Below are 21,801 nucleotides of genomic sequence, written 5' to 3' on the forward strand. Positions count from 1 at the left end.
GCATACGCGTGGCGCGCACCGGCTTACGAGGCACACGCCGTTGGGCACCTTAGTCGCTCACCGTCACAGGCGCACATAAGCGCAGTCCGCAGCGCCCATTAACTCCCCTGAAAACGGGACATTGTTGAGGTATGCCGCAGGTGCGCGACCAAGCTTCCGGGACGATATTCTCTCTCTCCTAGAGAGGCATTTCGAGGAGGAGCTAAGTGCGTTTGAAGCTGACCGTCGTCGACCCCTATACGCACGCCAGCAAAGACCTCGTCCTCGATGCCGACCCGGAGACCCGCATCGACGCCGTCGCCCGGGAGTTGGCAGCCCGGGTGCGGGGCGGAGTCGCGCCCGGCGCGTACGCAGGGCAGCCCGGTCCCGTGCTCTACGTCGACCAGCACCCCGTGGACCCCGCCCACACCGTCACCAGCTCCCCGCTGCGCGACGGCGCGGTGGTGAGCCTGGACGACCCCTCGGGCACGCTGCCCGGCGAGCAGGCCGGCGTCATCGAGGTCCGGGTGGCCGGCGGGCCCGACGCCGGCGCCGTGTACCGGCTCGGTATCGGCCGGTACGACATCGGCTCCGGGCAGAACTGCCAACTGTTCATCAACGACCCGGAGATGCCCCAGCGCGCGCTGACGCTCTACGTGGTCTCCGCGGACGACCTCCGGCTGGCCGTGCACGGCAGCGGGCAGGGCGCCGAGGGGCCGGGACAGCAGCCGGGCGGGCAGCCCGGCCTGCCGGGTGCGGCACCCGAGGCCAAGGAGCCCACGCCCGACCAGGTGCTCGTCGACGGCAAGCCGTTCGAAGGGCAGCAGTTGCCCGTCGGCTCCCAGCTCGCCCTCGGCAACACCCTGCTCGACGTGGACCGTTACACGCCGCCGGACGCGGCCCTGAAGTGGTCCGACGACGGCTCGGCGCTCGACTACAACCGCCCGCCGCGGCTGCGCCCCCCGGAGCGCACCACCAGATTCCGTCTGCCGTCGCCTCCGAAGGAGTACGAGGCGCGGCCGCTGCCCTGGCTGATGGCGGCGTCCCCGCTCGTCATGGCCGTCACCATGGCGATGGTGATGGGGCGCACGACGTACCTGCTGATGGCGGTCTTCAGCCCGCTGATCATGATCGGCAACTACTTCTGGGACAAGAAGCACGGCCGCAAGTCCCACGCCAAGCAGGTCGAGGAGTACGAGGAGCACAAGGCCCGGATCGAGCGCGACGCGCAGGAGGCGCTGGTCCTCGAGCGCGGTGACCGCAGCCTCGACCACCCGGACCCCGGCACCATCTGGGCCAACGCCACCGGCCCCCGCACCCGCCTGTGGGAGCGCCGCCGCAGCGACGCCGACCACCTGCTGCTGCGGGTGGGCACCGGTCGGCTGCCCTCCGCCGTCGTCCTCGACGACCCCGAGCAGGACGACCACCGCCGCCAGGTCACCTGGGACATCGCCGACACCCCCGTCGCCCTGCACCTGGGCCAGCTCGGCGTGATCGGCTTCGCGGGCCCCGGCGAGACCGCGCGCAGCCTGGCGCGGTGGACCGTGACGCAGGCGGCCGCCCTGCACAGCCCGCTGGACGTGCAGTTCTACGTCCTCACCGAGGCGAACGCGCAGGCCGGCTGGGACTGGGTCCGCTGGCTGCCGCACGCCCGCCCGACGGCGCAGGACGCCAACGTCCTCATCGGGAACGACGCCGAGACCGTCGGCGCCCGTATCGGTGAACTCACCCAGATCCTCGAGGCCAGGCAGAAGGCCGCCCAGCAGAACCGCGGTCAGGCGGGCTTCGCCGACCCCGACATCGTCGTCGTCTGGGACGGCTCGCGCCGGCTGCGCTCGATGCCCGGCGTCGTACGGCTGCTGCAGGAAGGCCCGGCCGTATCGATGTACGCGATCTGCCTGGACGCCGAGGAGCGGTTCCTGCCGGGCGAGTGCAAGGGCATCGTGATCGCGGAGCCGCGCAACGCCCGGCACGCCAGGCATGAGCGGCAGGCCGGCGGCGGCGCGAGCGAGGCTCTCGAAGTGCTGCAGCGGGCCTACGAGGAGGAGCGGCGGAAGAAGGCGGCGGCCGAGGGCGGCAGGTCGCGCCGCAAGAAGAAGAAGCGGAAGAAGTCCGACGCGCCCGCCAACCCGGCGCTGACCAACACCGCCGCCGTGATGCTCTCCCTCGACAACCAGGGCGGCGCCCCCGCGCCCGCGGCGCCGGCGGCCGCGGAGCAGTTCGACCCCAACGTGCTGCGGCTGCGCGTGCAGCAGGAGGGCCAGGCCAAGATCCTGGGCGTACGGCCCGACTTCGTCTCGCCGGCCTGGTGCGCCCGGGTGGCCCGGGCGCTCGCCCCGCTGCGCGACATCAGCGGCGAGGCGACGGACAGTGCGCTGCCGGACTCCAGCCGGCTCCTCGACGTCCTCCAGATGGAGCCGCCGACGGCCGGCGCGGTGGTCGCCCGCTGGCAGACCGGCGGGCAGTCCACGCTGGCGATGGTCGGTGAGTCGTACGACGGTCCGTTCGGCATCGACATCCGCAAGGACGGGCCGCACGGCCTCATCGCGGGTACGACCGGCTCCGGTAAGTCCGAGCTGCTGCAGACGATCGTCGCCGCGCTCGCGGTGGCGAACACGCCGGAGAACATGACCTTCGTGCTCGTCGACTACAAGGGCGGCAGCGCGTTCAAGGACTGTGTCCACCTGCCGCACACCGTCGGCATGGTCACCGACCTCGACGCCCACCTCGTCGAGCGCGCCCTGGAGTCGCTCGGCGCCGAACTGCACCGCCGCGAGCACATCCTGGCCCAGGTCGGGGCGAAGGACATCGAGGACTACCAGGACCTGGTACGCCGTAACCCCGGTATGGCGCCGCTGCCCCGACTGCTGCTGGTCATCGACGAGTTCGCGTCCATGGTCCGCGACCTGCCGGACTTCGTCACCGGCCTGGTCAACATCGCCCAGCGCGGCCGCTCCCTCGGCATCCACCTGATGCTGGCCACCCAGCGGCCGTCCGGCGTGGTCTCGCCGGAGATCCGGGCCAACACCAACCTCCGTATCGCCCTGCGGGTCACCGACGGCGGCGAGTCGTCGGACGTCATCGACTCGCCCGAGGCCGGCAACATCTCCAAGAACAACCCGGGCCGCGCCTACGTGCGTACCGGCGCTGCCTCCCTCATCCCCTTCCAGTCCGGCCGCGTCGGCGGCCGCCGCCCCGGCACCGTGGACCCGATGGCCATCGCCCCGTGGACCGGGGAGCTGGACTGGGCCGACCTGGGCCGCGCCGCGCTGGCGAAGCCCGCGGCCGCCAAGAGCGAGGAAGAGGAGATCACCGACCTGAAGGTGCTGGTCGACGCCGTCCGCGAGGCCAACGCGCACCTGCAGATCGCGCAGCCGCACAGCCCGTGGCTGCCGGCCCTCGCGGAGACCCTGCTGCCCGAGGACCTGCCGCCGGTGCAGGGCATGGGCGCGCTGCCTCCGGCGCCGTACGGCATCGAGGACCTGCCGTCGAGCCAGGCCCGCCGCGCGGTCACGGTCGACTTCGCGACCTTCGGCCACCTGCTCATCGCGGGCGCGCCGCGCAGCGGCCGCTCCCAGGTGCTGCGGACGATCGCGGGCTCCCTGGCCCGCACCCTCTCCTGCGCCGACGTCCACCTGTACGGCATCGACTGCGGCAACGGTGCGCTGAACGCGCTGACCAAGCTGCCGCACTGCGGCGCGGTGGTGGGCCGCAACCAGAGCGAGCGGGCCGTCCGCCTGGTCCGCCGGCTGTCGGCGGAGGCGAGCAAGCGGCAGGAGCTCCTCGCCGAGTACGGCTTCGCGGACATCGGCGAGCAGCGCGCGGCGACGCCGGAGGACCGGCGGCTGCCGCACATCGTGCTGCTCCTCGACCGCTGGGAGGGCTGGATGTCCTCCCTGGGTGAGCTGGAGCACGGCGAGCTGACCGACGAGCTGCTGACCCTGATGCGCGAGGGCGCGAGCGTCGGCATCCACCTGGTGATCACGGGCGACAGGCAGCTCCTGACCGGCCGGATCGCCTCGCTGACGGAGGACAAGCTCGGCCTGCGCCTTGCGGACCGTACCGACTTCTCGATGCTGGGCATCAATAGCCGCAAGGTGCCGGACGAGATCCCGCCGGGCCGCGCGTTCCGCAACGAGACGGGTACGGAGATCCAGTTCGCGCTGCTGAGCGAGGACTCCACCGGGCAGGGGCAGAACGCGGCCCTCGCGGCCATCGGTGAGGGCGCGACCCGCCGGGACGCGGCGGTGCCGCGGGCCCTGCGGCCGTTCCGGGTGGACTCGCTGCCCAGCCGCATCACCTTCGACCAGGCGTGGCAGCACATCGACCCGGCGGCGTCCGCCTCGCGGATGTGGGGCCTGGTGGGCGTCGGCGGCGACGACCTGATGGCCTTCGGCCCGGACCTGGCACAGGGCACGCCCGGCTTCGTGATCGCGGGCCCGGCGAAGTCGGGCCGCTCGACGGTGCTGATGAACCTGGCGCGTACGTTCGTGGGCCGCGGCGCCCGCCTCGTCGTCTGCGCCCCGCGGACCTCCCCGCTGCGCGAACTGAAGGGTCTTCAGGGCGTCGTGGCGGTCTTCACGGGCAGCGACATCGAAGAGGACGAGCTGCAGGAGGCCGTCGCGACGGCCTCACCGGAGCACCCGATCGTCATCCTGATCGACGACGGCGAACTCCTTGAAGACTGCGACGCGGAGGACGAGTTCAAGCGGCTGATCTCGACGGGCTCCGACCGAGGCATCGGCATCGTCATCGCCGGCGACGAGGACGACGTCTGCTCGGGCTTCAGCGGCTGGCAGGTCGACCTGAAGAAGTCCAAGCGCGGCCTGCTGCTGTCCCCGCAGGACACCTCGAGCGGCGAACTGATCGGCGTCCGCCTGAACCGCAGCACGGTAGGCGGCCCGGTGAACCCGGGCAAGGGCCTGCTGCACCTGGGGAACGGGGAGGCGTTCACGGTGACTGTGCCGGTGGGCTGAGCGGCGACGTGAAGCTGTTGGCTACGTAAGAGCAAAGGGGGAGGCGCCATATGGGCGGCCACGATCGGCTGGTTGTCGACTACACGCTGCTTGAGTCCTCGAAGAGCAATCTTCAGGAGATCAAGAAGGTCATGGATGACATCGATGATCACAGTGAAGACATACAGGACATCTGGGGTCACGACAGCATCGCCGAAAAGATGGACGAGTTCGTCTCCAACTGGGACAACTATCGAGAGAAGTTGGTGGACAGCGTCAAGGAGTTGGGGGAGCACGTAGAGGGTGCCCTCAAGAACTTCAAGAAGCAGGATCTCGACCTGAAGAACGCAACCGAGAAGCACGGGAAAAACGGGGGAAAGTAAGCGATGGGAAAAGGTAGGGGCAGGCGCCGGCCGGTCGACTGGCATCCGCTGGCGGAGAAGGACCCGATCCCCGGTGACCCGGAGGACATCCGGCACGAGGTCACGGAGATGAAGAACCTCGCCAAGACACTCCGCGATCAGGCCCGAATTCTGCGCAAGGCCGAGGACGGCGATGCGCTGAAGGGGGCGTACGCCGACAAGATCCGTGAGAAGGCCGGCGAGCTGGAAAAGCACTTCCGTGAGACGGCGGGCCGTTACGAGCGCGTGGTCGGTGACCTGGGCAAGTGGGCCAACGAACTGGAGGGCTTCCAGGAGCGGGCGGACGGGATCCTCAAGGCCGCGAAGAGCGCCGATGAGCACCACACTGCCGAGGTGAAGAAGAAGGAAGCCGAGGCGAAGAGGGACGGCAAGGACAAGCCGGAGGACTCTGACCCCGACAGTCACCTGGCGTCGTACCGCAAGCAGCTGAACGACGTCATCTCCGAACGCGACACCCGCGCCCAGCACTTCGCCAACAACATCGGTGACGACATTTCGGACGTCATCAAGGACAGTACCTGGGAAAACTTCGCGCAGGGGCTCGATACGGCGCTCGAAGTGATCGGCTATCTCGGGACCGCGCTCGCTCTGGTCGCCATCTTCTGCACCCCGGTGGGTTGGGTCGCGGCACTCGCCACCGCCCTGACGTTCGCGAGCCTGGCCGGCCACCTGGTGTTGGCAATCACCGGCGAGGGTTCGTGGACAGACGTCGCGTTCGACGCGCTCGCCGTGGTGACGATGGGGTTCGGCTCGGCAGCCATGAAGGGCCTCAAAGCCAGCCGAGCCTTGACCAAGACCGCTTCCAAGGCTGCCGCCAGCACCCAGAAGGCTCGCCAGCAGTTCGATCGTTACAAGAACATGCGCAAACTCCTCGACAAGAACATCACCCGCTACGGACCCAATTCAGAGCGTGGACAGATGGCGTTGAGGGCCAAGCAGCGGCTGCGTGCGCAGGGCGCCGGTGAGATGCGTGCAGCGAAGCAGGCGGAGGCCAATGCGCCCATGCCGCAGGTAGGCCGGGGATTCGGGGAGAAGGAAGGCCGGGAACTCGCCGCGGACGCCAAGCGTATGCAGTCGGCTTACGCCGGTGACGGCGCAGTTGAGGCAGGCGCGAAGGAGGCGCTGTCGCAGCATAGGAAGTTCCAGATCTATTGGGGTGTAGGAACGGGTGCCGACGTTGGCGACAAGGTGATTGATAACGCCTCGACGCTCGTCGGGTACGACGGCTACGGGGACCTCAAGGACGCCCCGACTATTGAAGTGGGGAGCGGATGGTGAGCAATTTTGGTCAAGGGAATGCAGGAGGTAGCATGATGTCATCCGGTAACGGCGAATCCAGGGGCCTGTTCGCGGTTCGAGTGATTGTGCTCGTCCCCCTCCTCTGGTTTCTTCTGGCAGGACTTATCGGAAAGTTTGCGGGGAGGGACTGGGTGCCGATCGAAGCCTGGGCCTGGCCCATGATGATCGCGCCCTTCGCTTTGACTGTGGTCTTCGTCATGTTCCGCCGGATTATCCAGGACCCTGAGCACGTGGGCAGCTTGCCGACCATGTCCAAGGTGGCGGCAGGGCTGCTTCTTGTCGCAAATGGCGCGCTGATCATCTACTCGTGGGTGGCAGTGGTTCCGGCAGTGCTGTGTCTGGCGATCCTGCTGAGTGGACTGATCAAGAAGCCAGCCAAGGAGACCCCGTGAGCTCCAGCGGGACGGTCGAAGCGACACCTACCGGATACACGCTCATCATCCCGCCTGGCTGGGCTCGGATTCCCCTCCGCGAGGGAACCAAAGAGGCTCTCGAGCAGATCTTCTTCACGCATCTGGACAAGGTCCCGGACGGGGTCGCGCGCGACGACGCGATGCGTCTTCGGCTCGAACTGCGCCGGCAGTTGGAGAAGAAGGCTCGCGCGGCACGGCGTAACGGCGGCCTGGACCTTTACCTACCGGTAAGCCCACGTAAGGGCACCGTCGTAGCCGCATCGTTCATCGTGTCCGAGCTGCCCATCGGGGGCGCCGGGCAGGCCCAGGCCAAACATGTCCTCAAGCGGCTCGCAGCCAACTCCGCCGGTCCTGGCGTGACCACCAGGGAACTATCCGGCAGTACAGCCGTACGGCGGGAGGACCGGGTAGCGGCAGAGCCCGGCCGGGAGCTCGATGTTGATACCCGCCGGGTCGAATACGTCATGCCGGTGGCCGGTAACTCAGGGAACTGGCTTTCGATCAGTTTTTCCACCCCAGGGGACGGAAACCTCGACAGCGATTTCACCGATGTGTTGATCGAGCTGTTCGACGCAGTCGTGGGTACGTTCAAGTGGAGATATGAATGAGCTGGCTCAACGTCAAGCACGCGACGTACCTCGACCCCTGGATCCGCGTTCCGCTCATGTGGCCCGAGCCGGGGCTTGAGGACGTAGAGGCTGCGCAGAGCCCCCAGGCATGGGCGCGCATCTTTGCTGAGGCGTGGTGGGAAGATTTCGCGACCGAGAAGCCCCGGCCGGGCGAGGTCGAGCTGCTGACCGACATCTTGGTGATGCACGCGAACAGGGCACCCGCCATCTGCCCGGGATTCGATGTCTTCTTGCACTTGCCGCACCCGAGAGACATTCCGATTACCGTGTTCGTGGACCTGCTCGAGATCGAGGAAGAAGACTGCGACACTGCGCTGCGCGAACTGACGCACGCTGATGCGGACTACGCCATCGAGCCTCCGATCGTCGAGAAATTCGACTCTCCGCACCTCGGCACCGGTCTGCGTGTGCTGCGCTACTTCCAGGACGAGGACAGCAACGAGGTGCACGCCGGCCTCCGTTATGCCTGGCGCTACGAGAGCGGCTCGGAAGCCGCAGATGTCCTCATCCTCCTGTCCCACCCGGAACCGGGCCGGATTATCCGCGCATTCCCCGACATCGACGAATTCGCTCGCACCATCCGTATTAGCCCGGATGAGGAAGCGGATACCTGGAAGTCTGCATGATCTGACTGAGTGCGACGCGGACTACTGGCTCCCATGCTTCTGCTTTTCGCTGGAAGGGCGACGAGGGGCAAACATTTACGCCATGACCACCTTCCGATGGAGCGCAGCATGAGCATTTCGTACGCACTCGACTTCACCGAAGGCGCAGTCCCGGATGGGTGGATTCCTCTCCCCATCCTTGAGGGGTGGGGTGCTGACCGGAAGCGGCGGAAGTGGGTGAAGAGGTGCGCTGAGTTGCATTGGGAGCTTCACGATGGTGACCCCCGTGACAAGGCGCAGGTGAAAGAGCTCGCGGGCATGCTCGAGGGCATCGCCGAGCAGTTTCCGCAGAAGATCCCCATGCAGTACTTGTTCGCGTACGTTCCGGATCTTCGCAGGGAGCCCTTGCCGTTCTTCTTCTATGCGGCCGCGTCGGAAGGGCCGATGGAGCAGGTTTTGGACACGCTGGTACAACGCAACCAGCCCGGAGCCGTCCAGGATCCCCAGATCGTGGACTTCACCACCGACAACCTCGGCAAGGGGCTGCGCTCCGTCCGCCGCTTCGTGCCGAGGGGCGGCGAAGCTCTCGCCATTTCGGTCAACTACGGGTGGCGCGTCGACTCTCATGGCATCGACCTGTCCATGCGCACCGTCAGCGACGACATCGGCTGGGTGTCCGCGAATGTCGATGCGTTCGACGCATTCGCCCGCAGCATGAAGGTGGTGCACCCGGACGACATCACCGTCGATTGACCGTGCCGCGAGACGTAGGGGACGCCGTGCCGGTGCCGCGGCCGGACATCCCTGTCTGTAGCGGCGCCTCAGAGCGGCAGAAAGACAGCATGAGACACCCCGCCGATCGTTCCGCTCCCCACGAAACCAGCGCTATGCAGTCTTCCGCCACCGGTGACACTGCCTGGCAGCACTCGGCCACCCGTCGTGCCTGGAAGGCGGGGCTCGCGCTACATCTGCTGGTCGTTCCTTTCGGAGTTGTGGCCGGCGGGTTCGCCGTAGCCCGCCTGCCCATTCCAACGTGGTTGCGCTGCACCCTGGCCGTGCTGCTCGTCATCGCCGGAATCTACGGGGTCTGCCGCCAAGTCTCCCGAGTCAGGCAGATGTTCCGGCTGCGTCGCATTCTGCGCATCTATCCTTGGCAGGTCTATGAGAGCGGTCTTCCGCACTCGGCCGGTGTGCGCTCCGCCCATGGGAGCAGGGCCTGGTTCAAGGTTCCGAGTCCGGACAACCCGAATTCCTGGGAACAGTGCTATGTGTACCGAACTCGGCGCAGCCGTTGGTGGTTGGAGCGGATGCCCCCGCAGGCCGGTCGCGAGGCCAAGGCGGACATCCGGACGCTGTGGGTCGTCGGCGATCCGCGCTTCCGTGCCGTCCTCGCGGTGCCGGGCAAGTGCGGGCCGCGCCGCATGTTGGAGCTCCCAGCAGGGGGCTCACGGGCCGAGCATCTTGCCAATGCCTCTCCCGAAGCACTGATCAGAGCCGTCAAGGCGGGTGTTCGCCTGCCGGAGCTCGCCATCCCGGCCATGGAATCGGACCGTGGTCCGGTGGTGCCGGCTCCTGAGCCGCCATCGGGAGCGGCCTGGGCCTTTCCGGCCACGCGTTGGTCGATGCGGCTACGGCTGCTGCGCGGGGCGGCTGTGCTGGCGGCTGCGCCGGTTCCTTTTCTCTGGCTTTTCTCGCTCGGGCCTTGGCATGCGAGCAGCGCCAAGGGCCTTGTCTTTGTGTTGGCCGGCACCGTGATTCCGGCTTTTCGGCGTTTGCGGAGCAGCTTCATCCTGCGTCGGACATTGCGCAGCAGAGGTACCCCCTGGCGGACGCTGGATGTGGAGATACGGCATCGGGGGCGTGCTCTCGTGTTGGTCACCGGTAATGAGGCTCTGCGTACGCAGCTTGCTCTTCGTCGGCTGCCGGCCGGGCGGGCGCAGGTCTGGTACGTGGGCGATATCTATGGTGCCGGCGTGGTTTCGCTGCGTGGTGACGGTGCCGTTATGCCCGTGCGGTGTACGGAGCACGGGCGTCCCGTTGCGAAACCGAAGGCCGCGGCTAGCGAAGAGCGCCCCCGTGTCCGCCGGTGGGGGCCCGTCGGCTGAGCGCATGGGGGACGGGGGCCGCGGTAGCCCGTACCGTGGCGCCTCGCCTTTCGGCACATCCCCACCCGATCTCCTGCACAAAGCCGCCTCCACAACTGCACGAAAAGTCTGGGGTGAGGGTGGCCTCAGAGGAGGAAGGGAGTGGTGAGGCCGAGGGCGATCATGCCGGTGCACAGGAGCCAGAAGCTGATGCGGGTGCGGCCGCGGCGGCTGAGTTCGGCGGAGACGGCGCAGAGGGCGATCAGGGCCAGATACGCGGCGACCGTGCGGGCCGAGGTGTGGGCGTCGACGTGTTCTATGAGGGCGCCGATGCCACCGGCCAGGAAGAGCAGGGAGACGACGAGCTGGGTGAGGCGGGCGTCGCGGGGGCTCGACGGGCGGTGGCGCCGGCGGCGCAGTACCGCGCGGCGCTCCCGCGGCGTGGCGGACTCCATGAGGAGTGCGATGCCCTGGTCATCCAGGTCGTTGTGGGGAGGCATGCGCGGGATCGTACCGAGGGTGGTGGCGATCTGGGATGGGGCGCGAAAGCGCTGGTGGAGGCCGGTGGAGGAGGTCGGGGCAGGGTGTGGGGGTGATGTGACGGGTGTGTGATCACTCGTCACCACGGAGAGGGAGAGGGAGTCCCCGTCGCGCCCGCCTCGACACCCCCTCAGCCCCGCCTCAGCCCCGTCCGATGTACGGCATCCCCGTAGCCATCACCGTGGCGAACTGGACGTTCGCCTCCAGGGGGAGGGCGGCCATGTGGACGACCGTGCGGGCGACGTCCGCCGCGTCCATGACCGGCTCCACCGCCAGCTCGCCGTTGGCCTGGAGGATGCCGGTCTGCATGCGGCCCGTCATTTCCGTCGCCGCGTTGCCGATGTCGAGCTGGCCGCAGGCGATGTTGTACGGACGGCCGTCCAGGGAGAGGGACTTGGTGAGGCCGGTCATGGCGTGCTTGGTCGCGGTGTACGCGATGGAGTGCGGGCGCGGTACGTGCGCGGAGATCGAGCCGTTGTTGATGATGCGGCCGCCCTGCGGTGACTGGTCCTTCATCGCCCGGAAGGCTGCCTGGGCGCAGAGGAACGCGCCGTTGAGGTTGACGTCCACGACCGATCGCCAGTCCTCGTAAGCGAGGCCCTCCAGCGGGCCCGGCGCGCCGAACGTACCGGCGTTGTTGAAGAGCAGGTCGACCCGGCCGAAGCGGTCGCGGGCGGCGGAGAAGAGCGCCGCGACGTCGGCGGGGTCGGTGACGTCGGTGGGGACGGCGAGGAGGCCGGAGCCGCCGCCGGCCAGCGCGCCGTCACCGACCAGTGCCCGGTTGCCCGCCAGCGCGCCGGCACCAGCCAGTGCGCCGTCACCGACAAGCTCACGGTCACCGTCCCCGGCCAAGGCGCCGTCACCAGCCAGCCCCCCGCCCCCCGCCAGCCTCACCGTCTCCTCCAGGGCCTCCGCGCGCCGGCCCGCCAGCGCCACCGACCAGCCCGCGGCGGCCAGCTCCAGTGCGACCGCGCGGCCGATGCCGGAGCCCGCGCCGGTCACCACGGCCACCTTTGGATTCTCCGTGTCAGTCATGGCGGCAGCGTAGGCGGCGCGGCTGCGCGCTGCCGTCGCGGGGCCGGGAAGTTCCCGCGAGTGCCGCAGCCATCGACTTCTGTTCGTCCTCAAACTCCCCCAGCTACCGCTGGGAGGTGCCCCCAGACGGGCTGGAATTGTCCGTTGCAGCCCCACTCCTCATCCCGCCGTCATCGTTGCGTCGTACATCCGACAGCACTCCGCCGCCCCCGGCCTCTGCAATCGCTGCAGACAACCAGAACTCCCGGATCACAGCAGCCAGGGCAGGGGCAGATGACTCAGCATTCCCAGCAGGATCAGCAGTTGCGGGCCGCCGCCGAGCACCTCGGGCGCCGCCGCTTCCTCACCGTCGCCGGGGCCGCCGCGACGCTCGCCTTCGCGACCAATCTGCCGGGCACCGGCGCGGCCTACGCTGCCGAGGTGGACGCGAAGCAGCTCTCCGAGAACCCCTTCACGCTCGGTGTCGCCTCCGGTGACCCGCTGCCCGGCTCGGTCGTCCTGTGGACCCGGCTGGCGCCCCGCCCGTACGAGCCGGGGAATGGAATGCCCGAGGCGCGGGTCTCCGTCCGCTGGGAGATCGCGCATGATGAGAAGTTCGCCCGTATTGCAGGACAGGGGAAGGCCGAGGCGCATCCGGAGTTCAATCACTCCATACACATCGAGGCGACCGGTCTCGGCCCGGACCGGGTGTACTACTACCGCTTCCGCGCCGGCGACTGGATCAGCCCGGTCGGCCGCACCCGCACCGCCCCCGCCCGCGGCGCGAGCCTCCAGAGCCTGCGCCTGGGGGCCGTCTCCTGCCAGGCGTACCACGACGGTTACTTCACCGCCCACCGGCACCTGGCGGAGGAGGACCTGGACGTCGTCTTCCACCTCGGGGACTACCTCTACGAGTACCCGGTGAATGCCGTCGGCGGCGCCCGTAATTACACGGACCGGACGCTGCCCGCGCTCTTCAACAAGGAGACGGTCACGCTGGAGGACTACCGGCTGCGGTACGCGCTGTACAAGTCCGACCCGGACCTGCAGGCCGCACACGCGGCGCACCCCTTCGTCGTCACCTGGGACGACCACGAGGTGGAGAACAACTACGCCTCCGCCATCAGCGAGGACAACCTGCCGCCGGCCGAGTTCCTGGCCCGCCGCGCCGCCGGCTACCGCGCGTACTGGGAGAACCAGCCGCTGCGCCGCCCGCAGCGGCCCAGCGGCTCCGACATGCAGCTCTACCGCCGGATGCAGTACGGCACGCTCGCCCAGTTCGACATCCTCGACACCCGCCAGTACCGCTCCGACCAGGCGTACGGCGACGGCTGGCACGCCCCCGGCCCCGAGTCCACGGACAAGAACCGCACCCTGACCGGCGCCACGCAGGAGCGCTGGCTGACCGACGGCTGGCGCGGCTCCACCGCGCTGTGGAACGTCGTGCCGCAGCAGGTCACCTTCTCCGAGCGGCGCTCCACCACCGCGGCGGACTACAAGGTCAGCATGGACTCCTGGGACGGCTACAGCGCCTCCCGGGACCGCGTGCTGGCCGGCGCGGAGGCGGCGGGTGTGGACAACCTCGTGGTCCTCACGGGTGATGTGCATGTGCACTACGCCTTCGACATCAAGAAGGATTTCGGGGACCCCGGGTCGCGCACGCAGGGCGTGGAGTTCGTGACGACCTCCATCGCGAGTGGCAAGGACGGCGCGGACAAGCCGCCCAACTGGGACGCCTACATGACGGCCAACCCGCACATGAAGTTCTACAACGGCCGCCGCGGCTATGTGACGGTCGAGCTGGACCAGGAGAAGGTGCGCGCGGACTACCGGACCGTGTCCGCGGTGACCACGCAGGGCGCGCCGGTCGCCACCGCCGCGTCCTTCGTGTCCGAGGCGGGCGACCCGGGTCTGAAGCCCGCCTGATCCAGCCGCCGGGGGGTAAAAAACAGGCCGGGGTCCGCCAGTACATGACACCATGGTGCGTACATCTACAAATCATGGAGACACTCATGTCGGACCCCGGCCCCGTCACGGCCGAGAGCCATCAGAGCAGCACCGGTCCCCGAATACCCGCCACGGCCGCAGGCCCCGCGCCGACTCCCGCGGCACGTCGCACGAGCCTCCTGGTCACCCTCATCCTGGGCGGCCTGACCGCTGTCCCGCCGCTCTCCATGGACATGTACCTCCCGGCCCTGCCGGCGGTCACCCGGTCCCTGCACAGCCCCGCCGCCACCGTCCAGCTCACCCTCACCACCTGCCTCGCCGGCATGGCGCTCGGCCAGATGGTGGTCGGGCCGATGAGCGACAAGTGGGGGCGCCGCCGCCCGCTCCTCATCGGCATGGTCGTCTACGTCCTGGCCACCGCCCTGTGCGCGCTCTCCACCAACGCCGAGTTCCTCATCGGCGCGCGGCTGATCCAGGGCCTGGCCGGCGCGGCCGGCATCGTCATCGCCCGGGCCGTGGTCCGCGACATGTACGACGGCGTGGCGATGGCCCGCTTCTTCTCCACCCTGATGCTGATCTCCGGCGTCGCGCCGGTCGTCGCCCCGCTGATCGGGGGGCAGATCCTGCGCATCACCGACTGGCGCGGCGTCTTCGTCGTGCTCACCGTGATCGGCGTGCTGCTCACCCTCGTCGTCTGGCGGAAGCTGCACGAGACGCTGCCGCCGGAGCGCCGGCACGCGGGCGGCCTCGGCGCCGCGCTGCAGACCATGCGCGGGCTGATCACCGACCGGGTCTTCGCCGGGTACCTGCTCGTCAGCGCCTTCGCCTTCGCGGCGCTCTTCGCGTACATCAGCGCCTCGCCGTTCGTGATCCAGGAGATCTACGGCGCCTCGGCGCAGACCTACAGCCTGCTCTTCGGCGTCAACTCCATCGGGCTGGTCCTGCTGGGCCAGATCAATGGAAAGGTGCTGGTCGGCCGGGTCTCGCTGGACAAGGTGCTGGGGGTCGGACTGGGCCTGATCACGGTCGCGGCCGCCGCGCTGCTGCTGATGTCCACCGGCGTCTTCGGGCACGTCGGGCTCGCGCCGATGGCCGCCGGGCTGTTCGTCCTGATGGCCTCGATGGGCCTGGTCATGCCGAGCACCAACACCCAGGCGCTGCTGCGCACCTCGCACGCGGCGGGCTCCGCCTCGGCGCTGCTGGGCACCTCCACGTTCCTGATGGGCGCCGTGGCCTCCCCGCTGGTGGGCATCGCGGGCGAGCGGACGGCCGTCCCGATGGCCGTCGTACAGGGTTCCTGTGCACTTCTGGCGCTCGCGTGCTTCCTGGGACTGTGCCGTCCGTGGCAGCGTAGGGAGGAGTCCACGGAGGACGGCACGACCGGCGAAGGGAACCGGCTCTGAACGCACCCGCATCACTGCGCCACGGCACCCCCCTTCAGGCGGGGCTCGATCCGGCATGGACCCAGCGGCTCGTCGCGGAGATCCGCGCGCTGCCCGAAGGTCCCGCGCCCTGCTGCGCGGGTGTCGTGGCGCTGGCGGGGCGCGGGCCCGTCGTCGCGGTCGAGGAGGCCGCGGGGTGGGCACTGCGGTACGGCTCGTACGACGTGGCCCGTGGGCGCGGGGTGCCGCTGGCCCGGGAGCGCTGGGAGCCGGTGCGGGCCGGCACGGTCTTCGACCTGGCGTCGCTGTCGAAGCTGTTCACGGCGATCGCGGTGCTGCAGCGGGTGGAGCGCGGGACGCTCGGGCTGGATGATCCGGTGGCCCGCCACCTGCCGGACTTCGCGCCCGCCGTAACGATTCGCCACCTGCTCACCCACACCTCGGGGCTGGCCGCCGAGCTGCCGTTGTACGACGGCGCTGCCGGCCCGGGAAGCGACCGGCTCGGGCCGCTGTGGACCGCGGCCGCGGCCGCCGTGCCGGGCCCCTTCTGCTACTCCGACCTCGGCTTCATCGCCCTCCAGCGGCTGCTGGAGACGGTCGGGGGTGAGCCGCTCGACGTCCTCGTCAGGGACGGCATCACCGGCCCGCTCGGCATGCTCTCCACCTCGTACGGACCGCTGGCCCCGGCCGGGGTGGCCGCCACCGAGGCCGAGGTACTGCTCAAGGCGCGGCGGCCGTCCTGTACGGGCGGTGTGGTGCGCGGCGAGGTGCACGACGAGAACGCCTACGCGCTGGGCGGAGTCGCCGGGCAGGCGGGGCTCTTCGCCACGGCACAGGACCTCGCGGTGCTGTGCCGGGCGCTGCTCACCGGCGGCGGGCCGGTGCTGCGCCCGGAGACCGTCGAGCTGATGCTCACCCCGCCCGGCCTGGGCTTCCGCGTCGCACAGCCCGGCTTCATGGGCGAGCTGGCCGGAAACGGCGCTGCCGGGCACACCGGCTTCACGGGGACGAGCCTGGTGCTCGACCCGGTGTCCGACACGTTTTTCGTGCTGCTCACGAACGCGGTGCACCCGCGCCGGGGCGGCGAGCCGGTGCCGCGGGCGCGGCTGGCGACGTATCTGGCGCGGGCGGCGTCCGCCGGCTGACCCTCAGTCCGCCGGCTGATCCTCAGGAGCCGCTGCTCCCCTTGTCGGTCCAGCGGGAGTCGTTCTCCCACTCCGAGTTCCTCTCACGCGCGGTCTCCATCGCGTGCGCGGCCTCCTCGCGGGTGCCGTACGGCCCCATGCGGTCGGCCGCCCGGCACTCCGGGCCCTCCTCGACCTTGGCGTGCTTGAGGCAGTAGTACCACTCGCCGGGCTTCCCTGCCGTACCCCGCTTGAACAGTGCCATCCCGGCCTCCTCCGCCTTGGGCGCCTTGCCTGACGCCATCCTGCCCGATGGCTCGCGGATACACTCGCTGGCATGTCTGGCCAGTCTCTCCTTGTCCCGGGGACCATCTCCCCGCAGCGCCCCGTCCCCGCCTCCATCCCGCGCCCCGAGTACGTCGGCAAGGACGCGCCGACCCCGTATACGGGCCCCGAGGTGCAGGACGCCGACACGATCGAGCGGATGCGCATCGCGGGCCGGATCGCGGCCCAGGCGATGGAGGAGGCGGCCAAGCTCATCGAGCCGGGTGTGACCACCGATGAGCTGGACCGGGTCGCGCACGAGTACATGTGCGACCACGGCGCCTACCCCTCCACGCTCGGCTACCGCGGCTTCCCCAAGTCCCTGTGCTCCTCGCTCAACGAGGTCATCTGCCACGGGATCCCGGACTCCACCGTCCTGCAGGACGGCGACATCGTGAACCTCGACGTCACCGCGTTCATCCACGGCGTGCACGGCGACAACAACGCCACCTACCTCTGCGGCAACGTCGACGAGGAGTCCAAGCTCCTGGTCGAGCGGACCCGCGAGTCGCTGAACCGCGCCATCAAGGCCGTGAAGCCGGGCCGGCAGATCAACATCATCGGCCGGGTCATCGAGTCCTACGCCAAGCGCTTCGGCTACGGCGTCGTCCGCGACTTCACCGGCCACGGCGTGAACACGTCCTTCCACTCCGGCCTGATCGTGCCGCACTACGACAGCCCGCACCACACGACCGAGATCAAGCCCGGCATGACCTTCACGATCGAGCCGATGCTGACGCTGGGCACGTACGAGTACGACATGTGGGAGGACGGCTGGACGGTGGTGACGAAGGACCGCAAGCGCACCGCGCAGTTCGAGCACACCCTCGTCGTCACGGAGACCGGGGCGGAGATCCTCACGCTTCCCTGAGCGCTTCCCCGAGCGCATGCGCGGGTAGGCTTTTACCGACAGGCTGTCGGGAACTGATTGACTTAGGTAAGCCTAAGTTGCCACAATCGGTTCCCGGCCGCTACCGCTCGGTCCCTGGAGGCCCGCCTTGGACGCGCACAGCCCCGCCCTCTCCACGCCGTTCTCCGCGCTGATCCGGACGGCGTCCAGCGAAGCGCATACCGAGGTGCAGCACACCTCCTTCATGGACGACATGCTCGGCGGCCGCCTCGGCGTCGCCGCTTACCGCCGCTATACCGAGCAGCTCTGGTTCGTCTACCGCGCCCTGGAGGGGAGTACCGAAGCCCTCGCCCAGGACCCGGTCACGGGCCCCTTCCTGCGGCCCGAGCTGACCCGCATGCCCGAGCTGGAGCGCGACCTCGCGCACCTGGGCGGCGCCGGCTGGCGCGACGGCATCCGGCCGCTGCCCGCCACGGAGGCGTACGCGGCACGGATCGCCGAGTGTGCGCGCGAGTGGCCGGCGGGGTACGTCGCCCACCACTACACCCGTTATCTCGGCGACCTCTCCGGCGGCCAGATAGTCCGCGGCACGGCAGAGAAGGCGTGGGGCTTCGCGCGCAAGGGCGACGGCGTCCGCTTCTACGTCTTCGAGGGGATCGGCAATCCCGCCGCCTTCAAGCGCGAGTACCGCGCGCTGCTGGACGCGCTGCCCGTGGACGACCTGGAGAAGCAGCGGGTGGTCGAGGAGTGCAGGCGCGCGTACGCGCTGAACGTCGCGGTGCTGAGCGAACTGTCGGCGGAGTTCGGCGGGGACGGGCGCAGCCCCTTGAGCGCCTGAACGCGCAGGGCCTAGCCGCACGGCTTACCTGAGCTGCCGTACCTCGCTCTGTGCGACCCGGCCTCCGAGGTCGATCCAGCCGCCGGGCCGCGGCCGCGTGGCGATCTGCGAGCCGCGGCCCTGCCGGATGTCCAGTGCCCTGCCCAGCGCGTGCGTGAGCTGCAGGGCCGCGGCCCCGGTCGCCTCGTCCTCGGTGATGTTGTCGTCGCGCCGCGGGAACCCCCGCGCCCGTACCCGCCCCGCGGGCTCGTCCTCCCACGCCCATGCGTACAGCCAGCCCTCGCCCGGGGGCGGCGCGGGGAGCGCGTCCACCTCGGCGACCGCGGCGTATTGATGCGGAGTGCGGCCCGTCGCCCACTCTGCGCGCCCCTGTACCCAGGTGAACTCCCCGTCGTGACGCACGGGCGCCTCACCGGCCGGCGGCCGCAGCGTGTCCACCGGCTCCCCGAGGTGCCGCAGCAGCCAGGCCGTGCCGACCAGCGGGTGCCCGGCGAACGGCAGCCGCAGCGTCGGCGTGTAGATGTCGACCGCGCCGCGACCTGCGTCGTCGACGAACACCGTTTCGCTGAAGCCCAGTTCACGGGCGAGCGCCTGCCGTTCCCCAAGTCCGGAAAATGCGGACCCGTCCGGTACGACACCGAGGGGGTTTCCGCCGTCGCCGGCCGGGCCGCAGAACACCCGCAGCACGTGAAGTTCCGTCATGACGGCATTGAACACCGGTGACAGATCAACAGGGCTGCGGGGTCTTACCTTGGCCGGAGCATTGCCAGGTCATTGCCGGGCATTAGGCGGTCTGTTATGGCTTCGTAGCCGGTGAGAGAGGGATCACTGGACGGGCGGGCGGGAATCAGGTAAGCCTCGGATAAGTTAGGTCCGCCTTAGTTCGCCGTAGTCCGAAAGAAGCATGGAGCCCGTATGCGAGCCCTCCGCTCCGCAACCGCCGCCGCGATCACCGTGGCCGCCGCACTGACCGCAGCCGCGTGCACGGCCAAGAGCGACGTGGCGGGTGACGCCGGGAAAGCCGGCGCCGTGCAGGTGACCGCCTCCGACGACGCGTGCAAGGTGTCGAAGAAGGAGTTCCCGGCCGGGCACGTGAAGCTCGCGGTCGAGAACAAGGGCAGCAAGGTCACCGAGGTGTACGTCTACGCCCCCGGCGACCGCATCGTCACCGAGCGGGAGAACATCGGCCCGGGCACCAGGGCCGCCATCACCGCCGAGGTGAAGGCCGGTTCGTACGAGATCGCCTGCAAGCCCGGCATGAAGGGCGACGGCATCCGGCAGAAGGTCACCGCGACCGGCAAGGGCGCCGCGGCGAAGCGGGACCCGAAGCTGGACGCGGCGGTGGCCGAGTACCGCAAGTACGTGCAGCAGCAGGCCGACGAGACGCTGCCGAAGGCGAAGGAGTTCGCCGAGGCCGTCAAGAGCGGTGACCTGGAGGCCGCGAAGAAGGCGTACGCGCCGTCCCGCATCGGCTGGGAGCGTACCGAGCCGGTCGCGGAGTCCTTCGGCGACATCGACCCCAAGGTCGATGTGCGCGAGGACGGCCTGGAGGACGGCCAGAAGTGGACCGGCTGGCACAAGCTGGAGCAGTCCCTGTGGAAGACCAAGAAGATCTCCGGGGACGACAAGAAGCTCGCCGACCGGCTGATCACCGACCTGAAGGACTGGCAGCAGCGGGTCGGTAAGGCGGAGATCACCCCGACCAGCATGGCCAACGGCGCCAAGGAGCTGCTGGACGAGGTCTACACCGGCAAGGTCACCGGTGAGGAGGAGCGCTACAGCCACACCGACCTGGTCGACTTCCAGGCCAACGTCGAGGGTGCGCAGAAGGCGTACGAGCTGCTGAAGCCGGTCGCGAAGAAGAACGACCCGGCGCTGGTCAGGGAGCTGGACCGGCAGTTCGAGGCCATCGGGAAGCAGCTTGACGAGTACCGCGAGGGCGACGGCTTCGTCGCGTACGACACCGTCTCCAAGAGCGACCGCAAGACGCTGTCGGACGGCGTCAGCGCGCTGGCCGAGCCGCTGTCGAAGCTCGCCGCCGCCGTCGCCCAGTAGGGAGGGCTCCATGGCAGTCGAATCCGAAGACCTGGCGCGGACCGCCGAGGACGGGACGGACGCGGCAGCGCGTACCCCCTCCCGCCGCGCGCTGATCGGCTGGGGCGGTGCCGGGCTCGCGCTCGGCGCGGTCGCGGCCGGCGGCACCGCCGCGGCGCTGACCGCCGGTGACGACCCCGCGCCGGCCGCCGACTCCGGCGGTGCCGTGCCCTTCCACGGCGCGCACCAGGCCGGTATCGCCACCGCCGTCCAGGACCGTCTGCACTTCGCCGCGTTCGACGTCACCACCGACGACCGGGAAGCGCTGATCGATCTCCTCAAGGAGTGGACGGCCGCCGCCGCGCGGATGACGGCGGGGCGGCCGGTCGGCGAGGGCGCGGTCGGCGGGCTCGCCGAGGCGCCGCCGGACGACACCGGCGAGGCGCTGGACCTCAAGCCCTCCCGGCTCACCCTGACCTTCGGGATCGGGCCCACGCTCTTCGAGAAGAAGGGCGAGGACCGCTTCGGGATCAAGGACCGGCGGCCCGAGGCGCTGATCGACCTGCCGAAGTTCCCCGGCGACAACCTGGAGGCGGCCCGCAGCGGCGGCGACCTGTGCGTCCAGGCGTGCGCCGATGACCCGCAGGTCGCCGTGCACGCGATCCGCAACCTCGCCCGCATCGGCTTCGGCAAGGTCGCCGTGCGCTGGTCGCAGCTCGGCTTCGGGAAGACCTCCTCCACGACGCCGGACGCGCACACCCCGCGCAACATGTTCGGCTTCAAGGACGGCACCCGGAACATCGCCGGCAGCGATGGCGCGGCGCTCGACAAGCACGTGTGGGTGGGGGAGCAGGACGAGAAGGGGGCCGGGGGCTGGATGGCCGGCGGCTCGTACCTCGTCGCGCGCCGCATCCGGATGCACATCGAGACCTGGGACCGCACCTCGCTCAAGGAGCAGGAGGACGTCTTCGGGCGCAGCAAGGGCGAGGGCGCGGCGGTCGGCCGCCAGAAGGAGTTCGACGCGCCGCACCTGAAGTCGATGCTGCCGACCGCACACGTGCGGCTCGCGCACCCCGACTCCAACAGCGGCATCCGCATCCTGCGCCGCGGCTACTCCTTCACCGACGGCACGGACGGCCTGGGCCGGCTGGACGCGGGGCTGTTCTTCCTCGCGTACCAGCGGGACGTACGGGACGGCTTCGTGCCGCTGCAGAAGAACCTGGCGCGCCACGACGCGCTCAACGAATACATCCAGCACGTGGGTTCGGCCGTGTTCGCCGTCCCGCCGGGCGTCCGCGGCAAGGACGACTGGTGGGGCCGGGCGCTGTTCGCCTGACTTCCGTCGGAAATGAGAGGGAACCG

At 69.5% G+C, this 21,801-nt stretch carries 19 protein-coding genes; 15 read left to right on the forward strand and 4 right to left on the reverse strand.

Annotation, left to right across the window (positions count from 1 at the left end):
• Positions 1-206: 206 nt before the first annotated feature.
• The 8 genes from IG84_RS39285 (at position 207) to IG84_RS41135 (ending at position 10,407) form a co-directional block, all read left to right on the forward strand.
• On the forward strand, positions 207-4,955 hold the full coding sequence (locus tag IG84_RS39285) for an FtsK/SpoIIIE domain-containing protein (protein ID WP_031055353.1): 4,749 nt from the start codon (positions 207-209) through the stop codon (positions 4,953-4,955).
• Positions 4,956-5,005: 50 nt separating this feature from the next.
• Complete coding sequence (locus IG84_RS0113155; protein WP_031055355.1) at positions 5,006-5,317, forward strand: hypothetical protein; 312 nt, start codon at positions 5,006-5,008, stop codon at positions 5,315-5,317.
• A 3-nt stretch (positions 5,318-5,320) separates the two neighbouring features.
• A complete protein-coding gene (locus IG84_RS0113160; protein WP_031055358.1) occupies positions 5,321-6,634 on the forward strand; it encodes a putative T7SS-secreted protein in 1,314 nt (437 codons plus the stop codon).
• 32 nt (positions 6,635-6,666) lie between these two features.
• The gene (locus tag IG84_RS0113165) at positions 6,667-7,047 is read left to right on the forward strand and encodes a hypothetical protein (RefSeq protein ID WP_031055362.1); all 381 of its coding nucleotides are present in this window, start codon (positions 6,667-6,669) and stop codon (positions 7,045-7,047) included.
• Positions 7,044-7,676 carry a hypothetical protein gene (locus tag IG84_RS0113170; RefSeq protein WP_031055364.1) on the forward strand — a complete coding sequence of 211 codons (633 nt, stop codon included), beginning with the start codon at positions 7,044-7,046 and terminating at the stop codon, positions 7,674-7,676. The genes IG84_RS0113165 and IG84_RS0113170 overlap by 4 nt, the downstream gene beginning before the upstream one ends.
• On the forward strand, positions 7,673-8,323 hold the full coding sequence (locus IG84_RS0113175; RefSeq protein ID WP_051861667.1) for a hypothetical protein: 651 nt from the start codon (positions 7,673-7,675) through the stop codon (positions 8,321-8,323). Before IG84_RS0113170 ends, IG84_RS0113175 begins: the two co-directional genes overlap by 4 nt.
• 108 nt (positions 8,324-8,431) lie before the next feature.
• Positions 8,432-9,055 carry a hypothetical protein gene (locus tag IG84_RS0113180; RefSeq protein ID WP_157848865.1) on the forward strand — a complete coding sequence of 208 codons (624 nt, stop codon included), beginning with the start codon at positions 8,432-8,434 and terminating at the stop codon, positions 9,053-9,055.
• Positions 9,056-9,189: 134 nt separating this feature from the next.
• Complete coding sequence (locus IG84_RS41135) at positions 9,190-10,407, forward strand: hypothetical protein (protein ID WP_157848866.1); 1,218 nt, start codon at positions 9,190-9,192, stop codon at positions 10,405-10,407.
• Positions 10,408-10,532: 125 nt separating this feature from the next.
• Here the strand turns inward: IG84_RS41135 and IG84_RS38885 are convergent, their stop codons facing one another.
• Together IG84_RS38885 and IG84_RS0113190 are read right to left on the reverse strand one after the other, a co-directional pair.
• On the reverse strand, positions 10,533-10,886 hold the full coding sequence (locus IG84_RS38885) for a hypothetical protein (protein WP_051861668.1): 354 nt from the start codon (positions 10,884-10,886) through the stop codon (positions 10,533-10,535).
• 181 nt (positions 10,887-11,067) lie between these two features.
• Positions 11,068-11,961, reverse strand: coding sequence for an SDR family oxidoreductase (locus tag IG84_RS0113190; RefSeq protein WP_037800115.1), 894 nt, complete (start codon positions 11,959-11,961; stop codon positions 11,068-11,070).
• 273 nt (positions 11,962-12,234) lie between these two features.
• Here IG84_RS0113190 and IG84_RS0113195 point away from each other — a divergent pair, with 273 nt between their 5' ends.
• From IG84_RS0113195 to IG84_RS0113205, 3 genes are all read left to right on the forward strand, one after another.
• On the forward strand, positions 12,235-13,866 hold the full coding sequence (locus IG84_RS0113195; protein ID WP_031055378.1) for an alkaline phosphatase D family protein: 1,632 nt from the start codon (positions 12,235-12,237) through the stop codon (positions 13,864-13,866).
• A gap of 86 nt (positions 13,867-13,952) precedes the next feature.
• Positions 13,953-15,290 (forward strand): multidrug effflux MFS transporter, encoded by a 1,338-nt coding sequence (locus IG84_RS0113200; protein ID WP_037800116.1) that lies wholly within the window; start codon positions 13,953-13,955, stop codon positions 15,288-15,290.
• Positions 15,291-15,304: 14 nt separating this feature from the next.
• Entirely contained in the window at positions 15,305-16,414 is a 1,110-nt protein-coding gene (locus IG84_RS0113205; RefSeq protein WP_169749875.1) for a serine hydrolase domain-containing protein, read from the forward strand.
• A gap of 22 nt (positions 16,415-16,436) precedes the next feature.
• On the opposite strand, the gene IG84_RS0113210 is transcribed toward IG84_RS0113205, so the two are convergent.
• Positions 16,437-16,658, reverse strand: coding sequence for a hypothetical protein (locus tag IG84_RS0113210; protein WP_031055387.1), 222 nt, complete (start codon positions 16,656-16,658; stop codon positions 16,437-16,439).
• Between the two features lie 72 nt (positions 16,659-16,730).
• Here IG84_RS0113210 and map point away from each other — a divergent pair, with 72 nt between their 5' ends.
• Positions 16,731-17,588 carry a type I methionyl aminopeptidase gene (map, locus tag IG84_RS0113215; protein WP_031055390.1) on the forward strand — a complete coding sequence of 286 codons (858 nt, stop codon included), beginning with the start codon at positions 16,731-16,733 and terminating at the stop codon, positions 17,586-17,588.
• Positions 17,589-17,715: 127 nt separating this feature from the next.
• Positions 17,716-18,405, forward strand: coding sequence for a biliverdin-producing heme oxygenase (locus IG84_RS0113220; RefSeq protein ID WP_031055393.1), 690 nt, complete (start codon positions 17,716-17,718; stop codon positions 18,403-18,405).
• Between the two features lie 24 nt (positions 18,406-18,429).
• Here IG84_RS0113220 and IG84_RS0113225 read toward each other — a convergent pair whose 3' ends face one another.
• Complete coding sequence (locus IG84_RS0113225; RefSeq protein WP_031055396.1) at positions 18,430-19,107, reverse strand: PhzF family phenazine biosynthesis protein; 678 nt, start codon at positions 19,105-19,107, stop codon at positions 18,430-18,432.
• 213 nt (positions 19,108-19,320) lie between these two features.
• On the opposite strand from IG84_RS0113225, the gene efeO reads away from it, so the two are divergent.
• Positions 19,321-20,460 carry an iron uptake system protein EfeO gene (gene efeO / locus IG84_RS0113230; RefSeq protein WP_031055398.1) on the forward strand — a complete coding sequence of 380 codons (1,140 nt, stop codon included), beginning with the start codon at positions 19,321-19,323 and terminating at the stop codon, positions 20,458-20,460.
• A 10-nt stretch (positions 20,461-20,470) separates the two neighbouring features.
• A complete protein-coding gene (gene efeB / locus IG84_RS0113235) occupies positions 20,471-21,775 on the forward strand; it encodes an iron uptake transporter deferrochelatase/peroxidase subunit (RefSeq protein WP_078648796.1) in 1,305 nt (434 codons plus the stop codon).
• Positions 21,776-21,801 lie beyond the last annotated feature (26 nt).

The organism is Streptomyces ochraceiscleroticus, assembly GCF_000720485.1.
In the GTDB taxonomy this organism is placed as follows: domain Bacteria; phylum Actinomycetota; class Actinomycetes; order Streptomycetales; family Streptomycetaceae; genus Streptomyces; species Streptomyces ochraceiscleroticus.

What these genes read in the sequence shown, in the direction of transcription:
- IG84_RS0113155 (WP_031055355.1), top strand. Translation starts at nt 5,006, where the DNA reads ATGGGCGGCCACGATCGGCTGGTTGTCGACTACACGCTGCTTGAGTCC.
- IG84_RS0113160 (WP_031055358.1), top strand. Translation starts at nt 5,321, where the DNA reads ATGGGAAAAGGTAGGGGCAGGCGCCGGCCGGTCGACTGGCATCCGCTG.
- IG84_RS0113165 (WP_031055362.1), top strand. Translation starts at nt 6,667, where the DNA reads ATGATGTCATCCGGTAACGGCGAATCCAGGGGCCTGTTCGCGGTTCGA.
- IG84_RS0113175 (WP_051861667.1), top strand. Translation starts at nt 7,673, where the DNA reads ATGAGCTGGCTCAACGTCAAGCACGCGACGTACCTCGACCCCTGGATC.
- IG84_RS0113180 (WP_157848865.1), top strand. Translation starts at nt 8,432, where the DNA reads ATGAGCATTTCGTACGCACTCGACTTCACCGAAGGCGCAGTCCCGGAT.
- IG84_RS41135 (WP_157848866.1), top strand. Translation starts at nt 9,190, where the DNA reads ATGCAGTCTTCCGCCACCGGTGACACTGCCTGGCAGCACTCGGCCACC.
- IG84_RS38885 (WP_051861668.1), bottom strand. Translation starts at nt 10,886, where the DNA reads ATGCCTCCCCACAACGACCTGGATGACCAGGGCATCGCACTCCTCATG.
- IG84_RS0113190 (WP_037800115.1), bottom strand. Translation starts at nt 11,961, where the DNA reads ATGACTGACACGGAGAATCCAAAGGTGGCCGTGGTGACCGGCGCGGGC.
- IG84_RS0113195 (WP_031055378.1), top strand. Translation starts at nt 12,235, where the DNA reads ATGACTCAGCATTCCCAGCAGGATCAGCAGTTGCGGGCCGCCGCCGAG.
- IG84_RS0113200 (WP_037800116.1), top strand. Translation starts at nt 13,953, where the DNA reads ATGTCGGACCCCGGCCCCGTCACGGCCGAGAGCCATCAGAGCAGCACC.
- IG84_RS0113210 (WP_031055387.1), bottom strand. Translation starts at nt 16,658, where the DNA reads ATGGCACTGTTCAAGCGGGGTACGGCAGGGAAGCCCGGCGAGTGGTAC.
- map (WP_031055390.1), top strand. Translation starts at nt 16,731, where the DNA reads ATGTCTGGCCAGTCTCTCCTTGTCCCGGGGACCATCTCCCCGCAGCGC.
- IG84_RS0113225 (WP_031055396.1), bottom strand. Translation starts at nt 19,107, where the DNA reads ATGACGGAACTTCACGTGCTGCGGGTGTTCTGCGGCCCGGCCGGCGAC.
- efeO (WP_031055398.1), top strand. Translation starts at nt 19,321, where the DNA reads ATGCGAGCCCTCCGCTCCGCAACCGCCGCCGCGATCACCGTGGCCGCC.
- efeB (WP_078648796.1), top strand. Translation starts at nt 20,471, where the DNA reads ATGGCAGTCGAATCCGAAGACCTGGCGCGGACCGCCGAGGACGGGACG.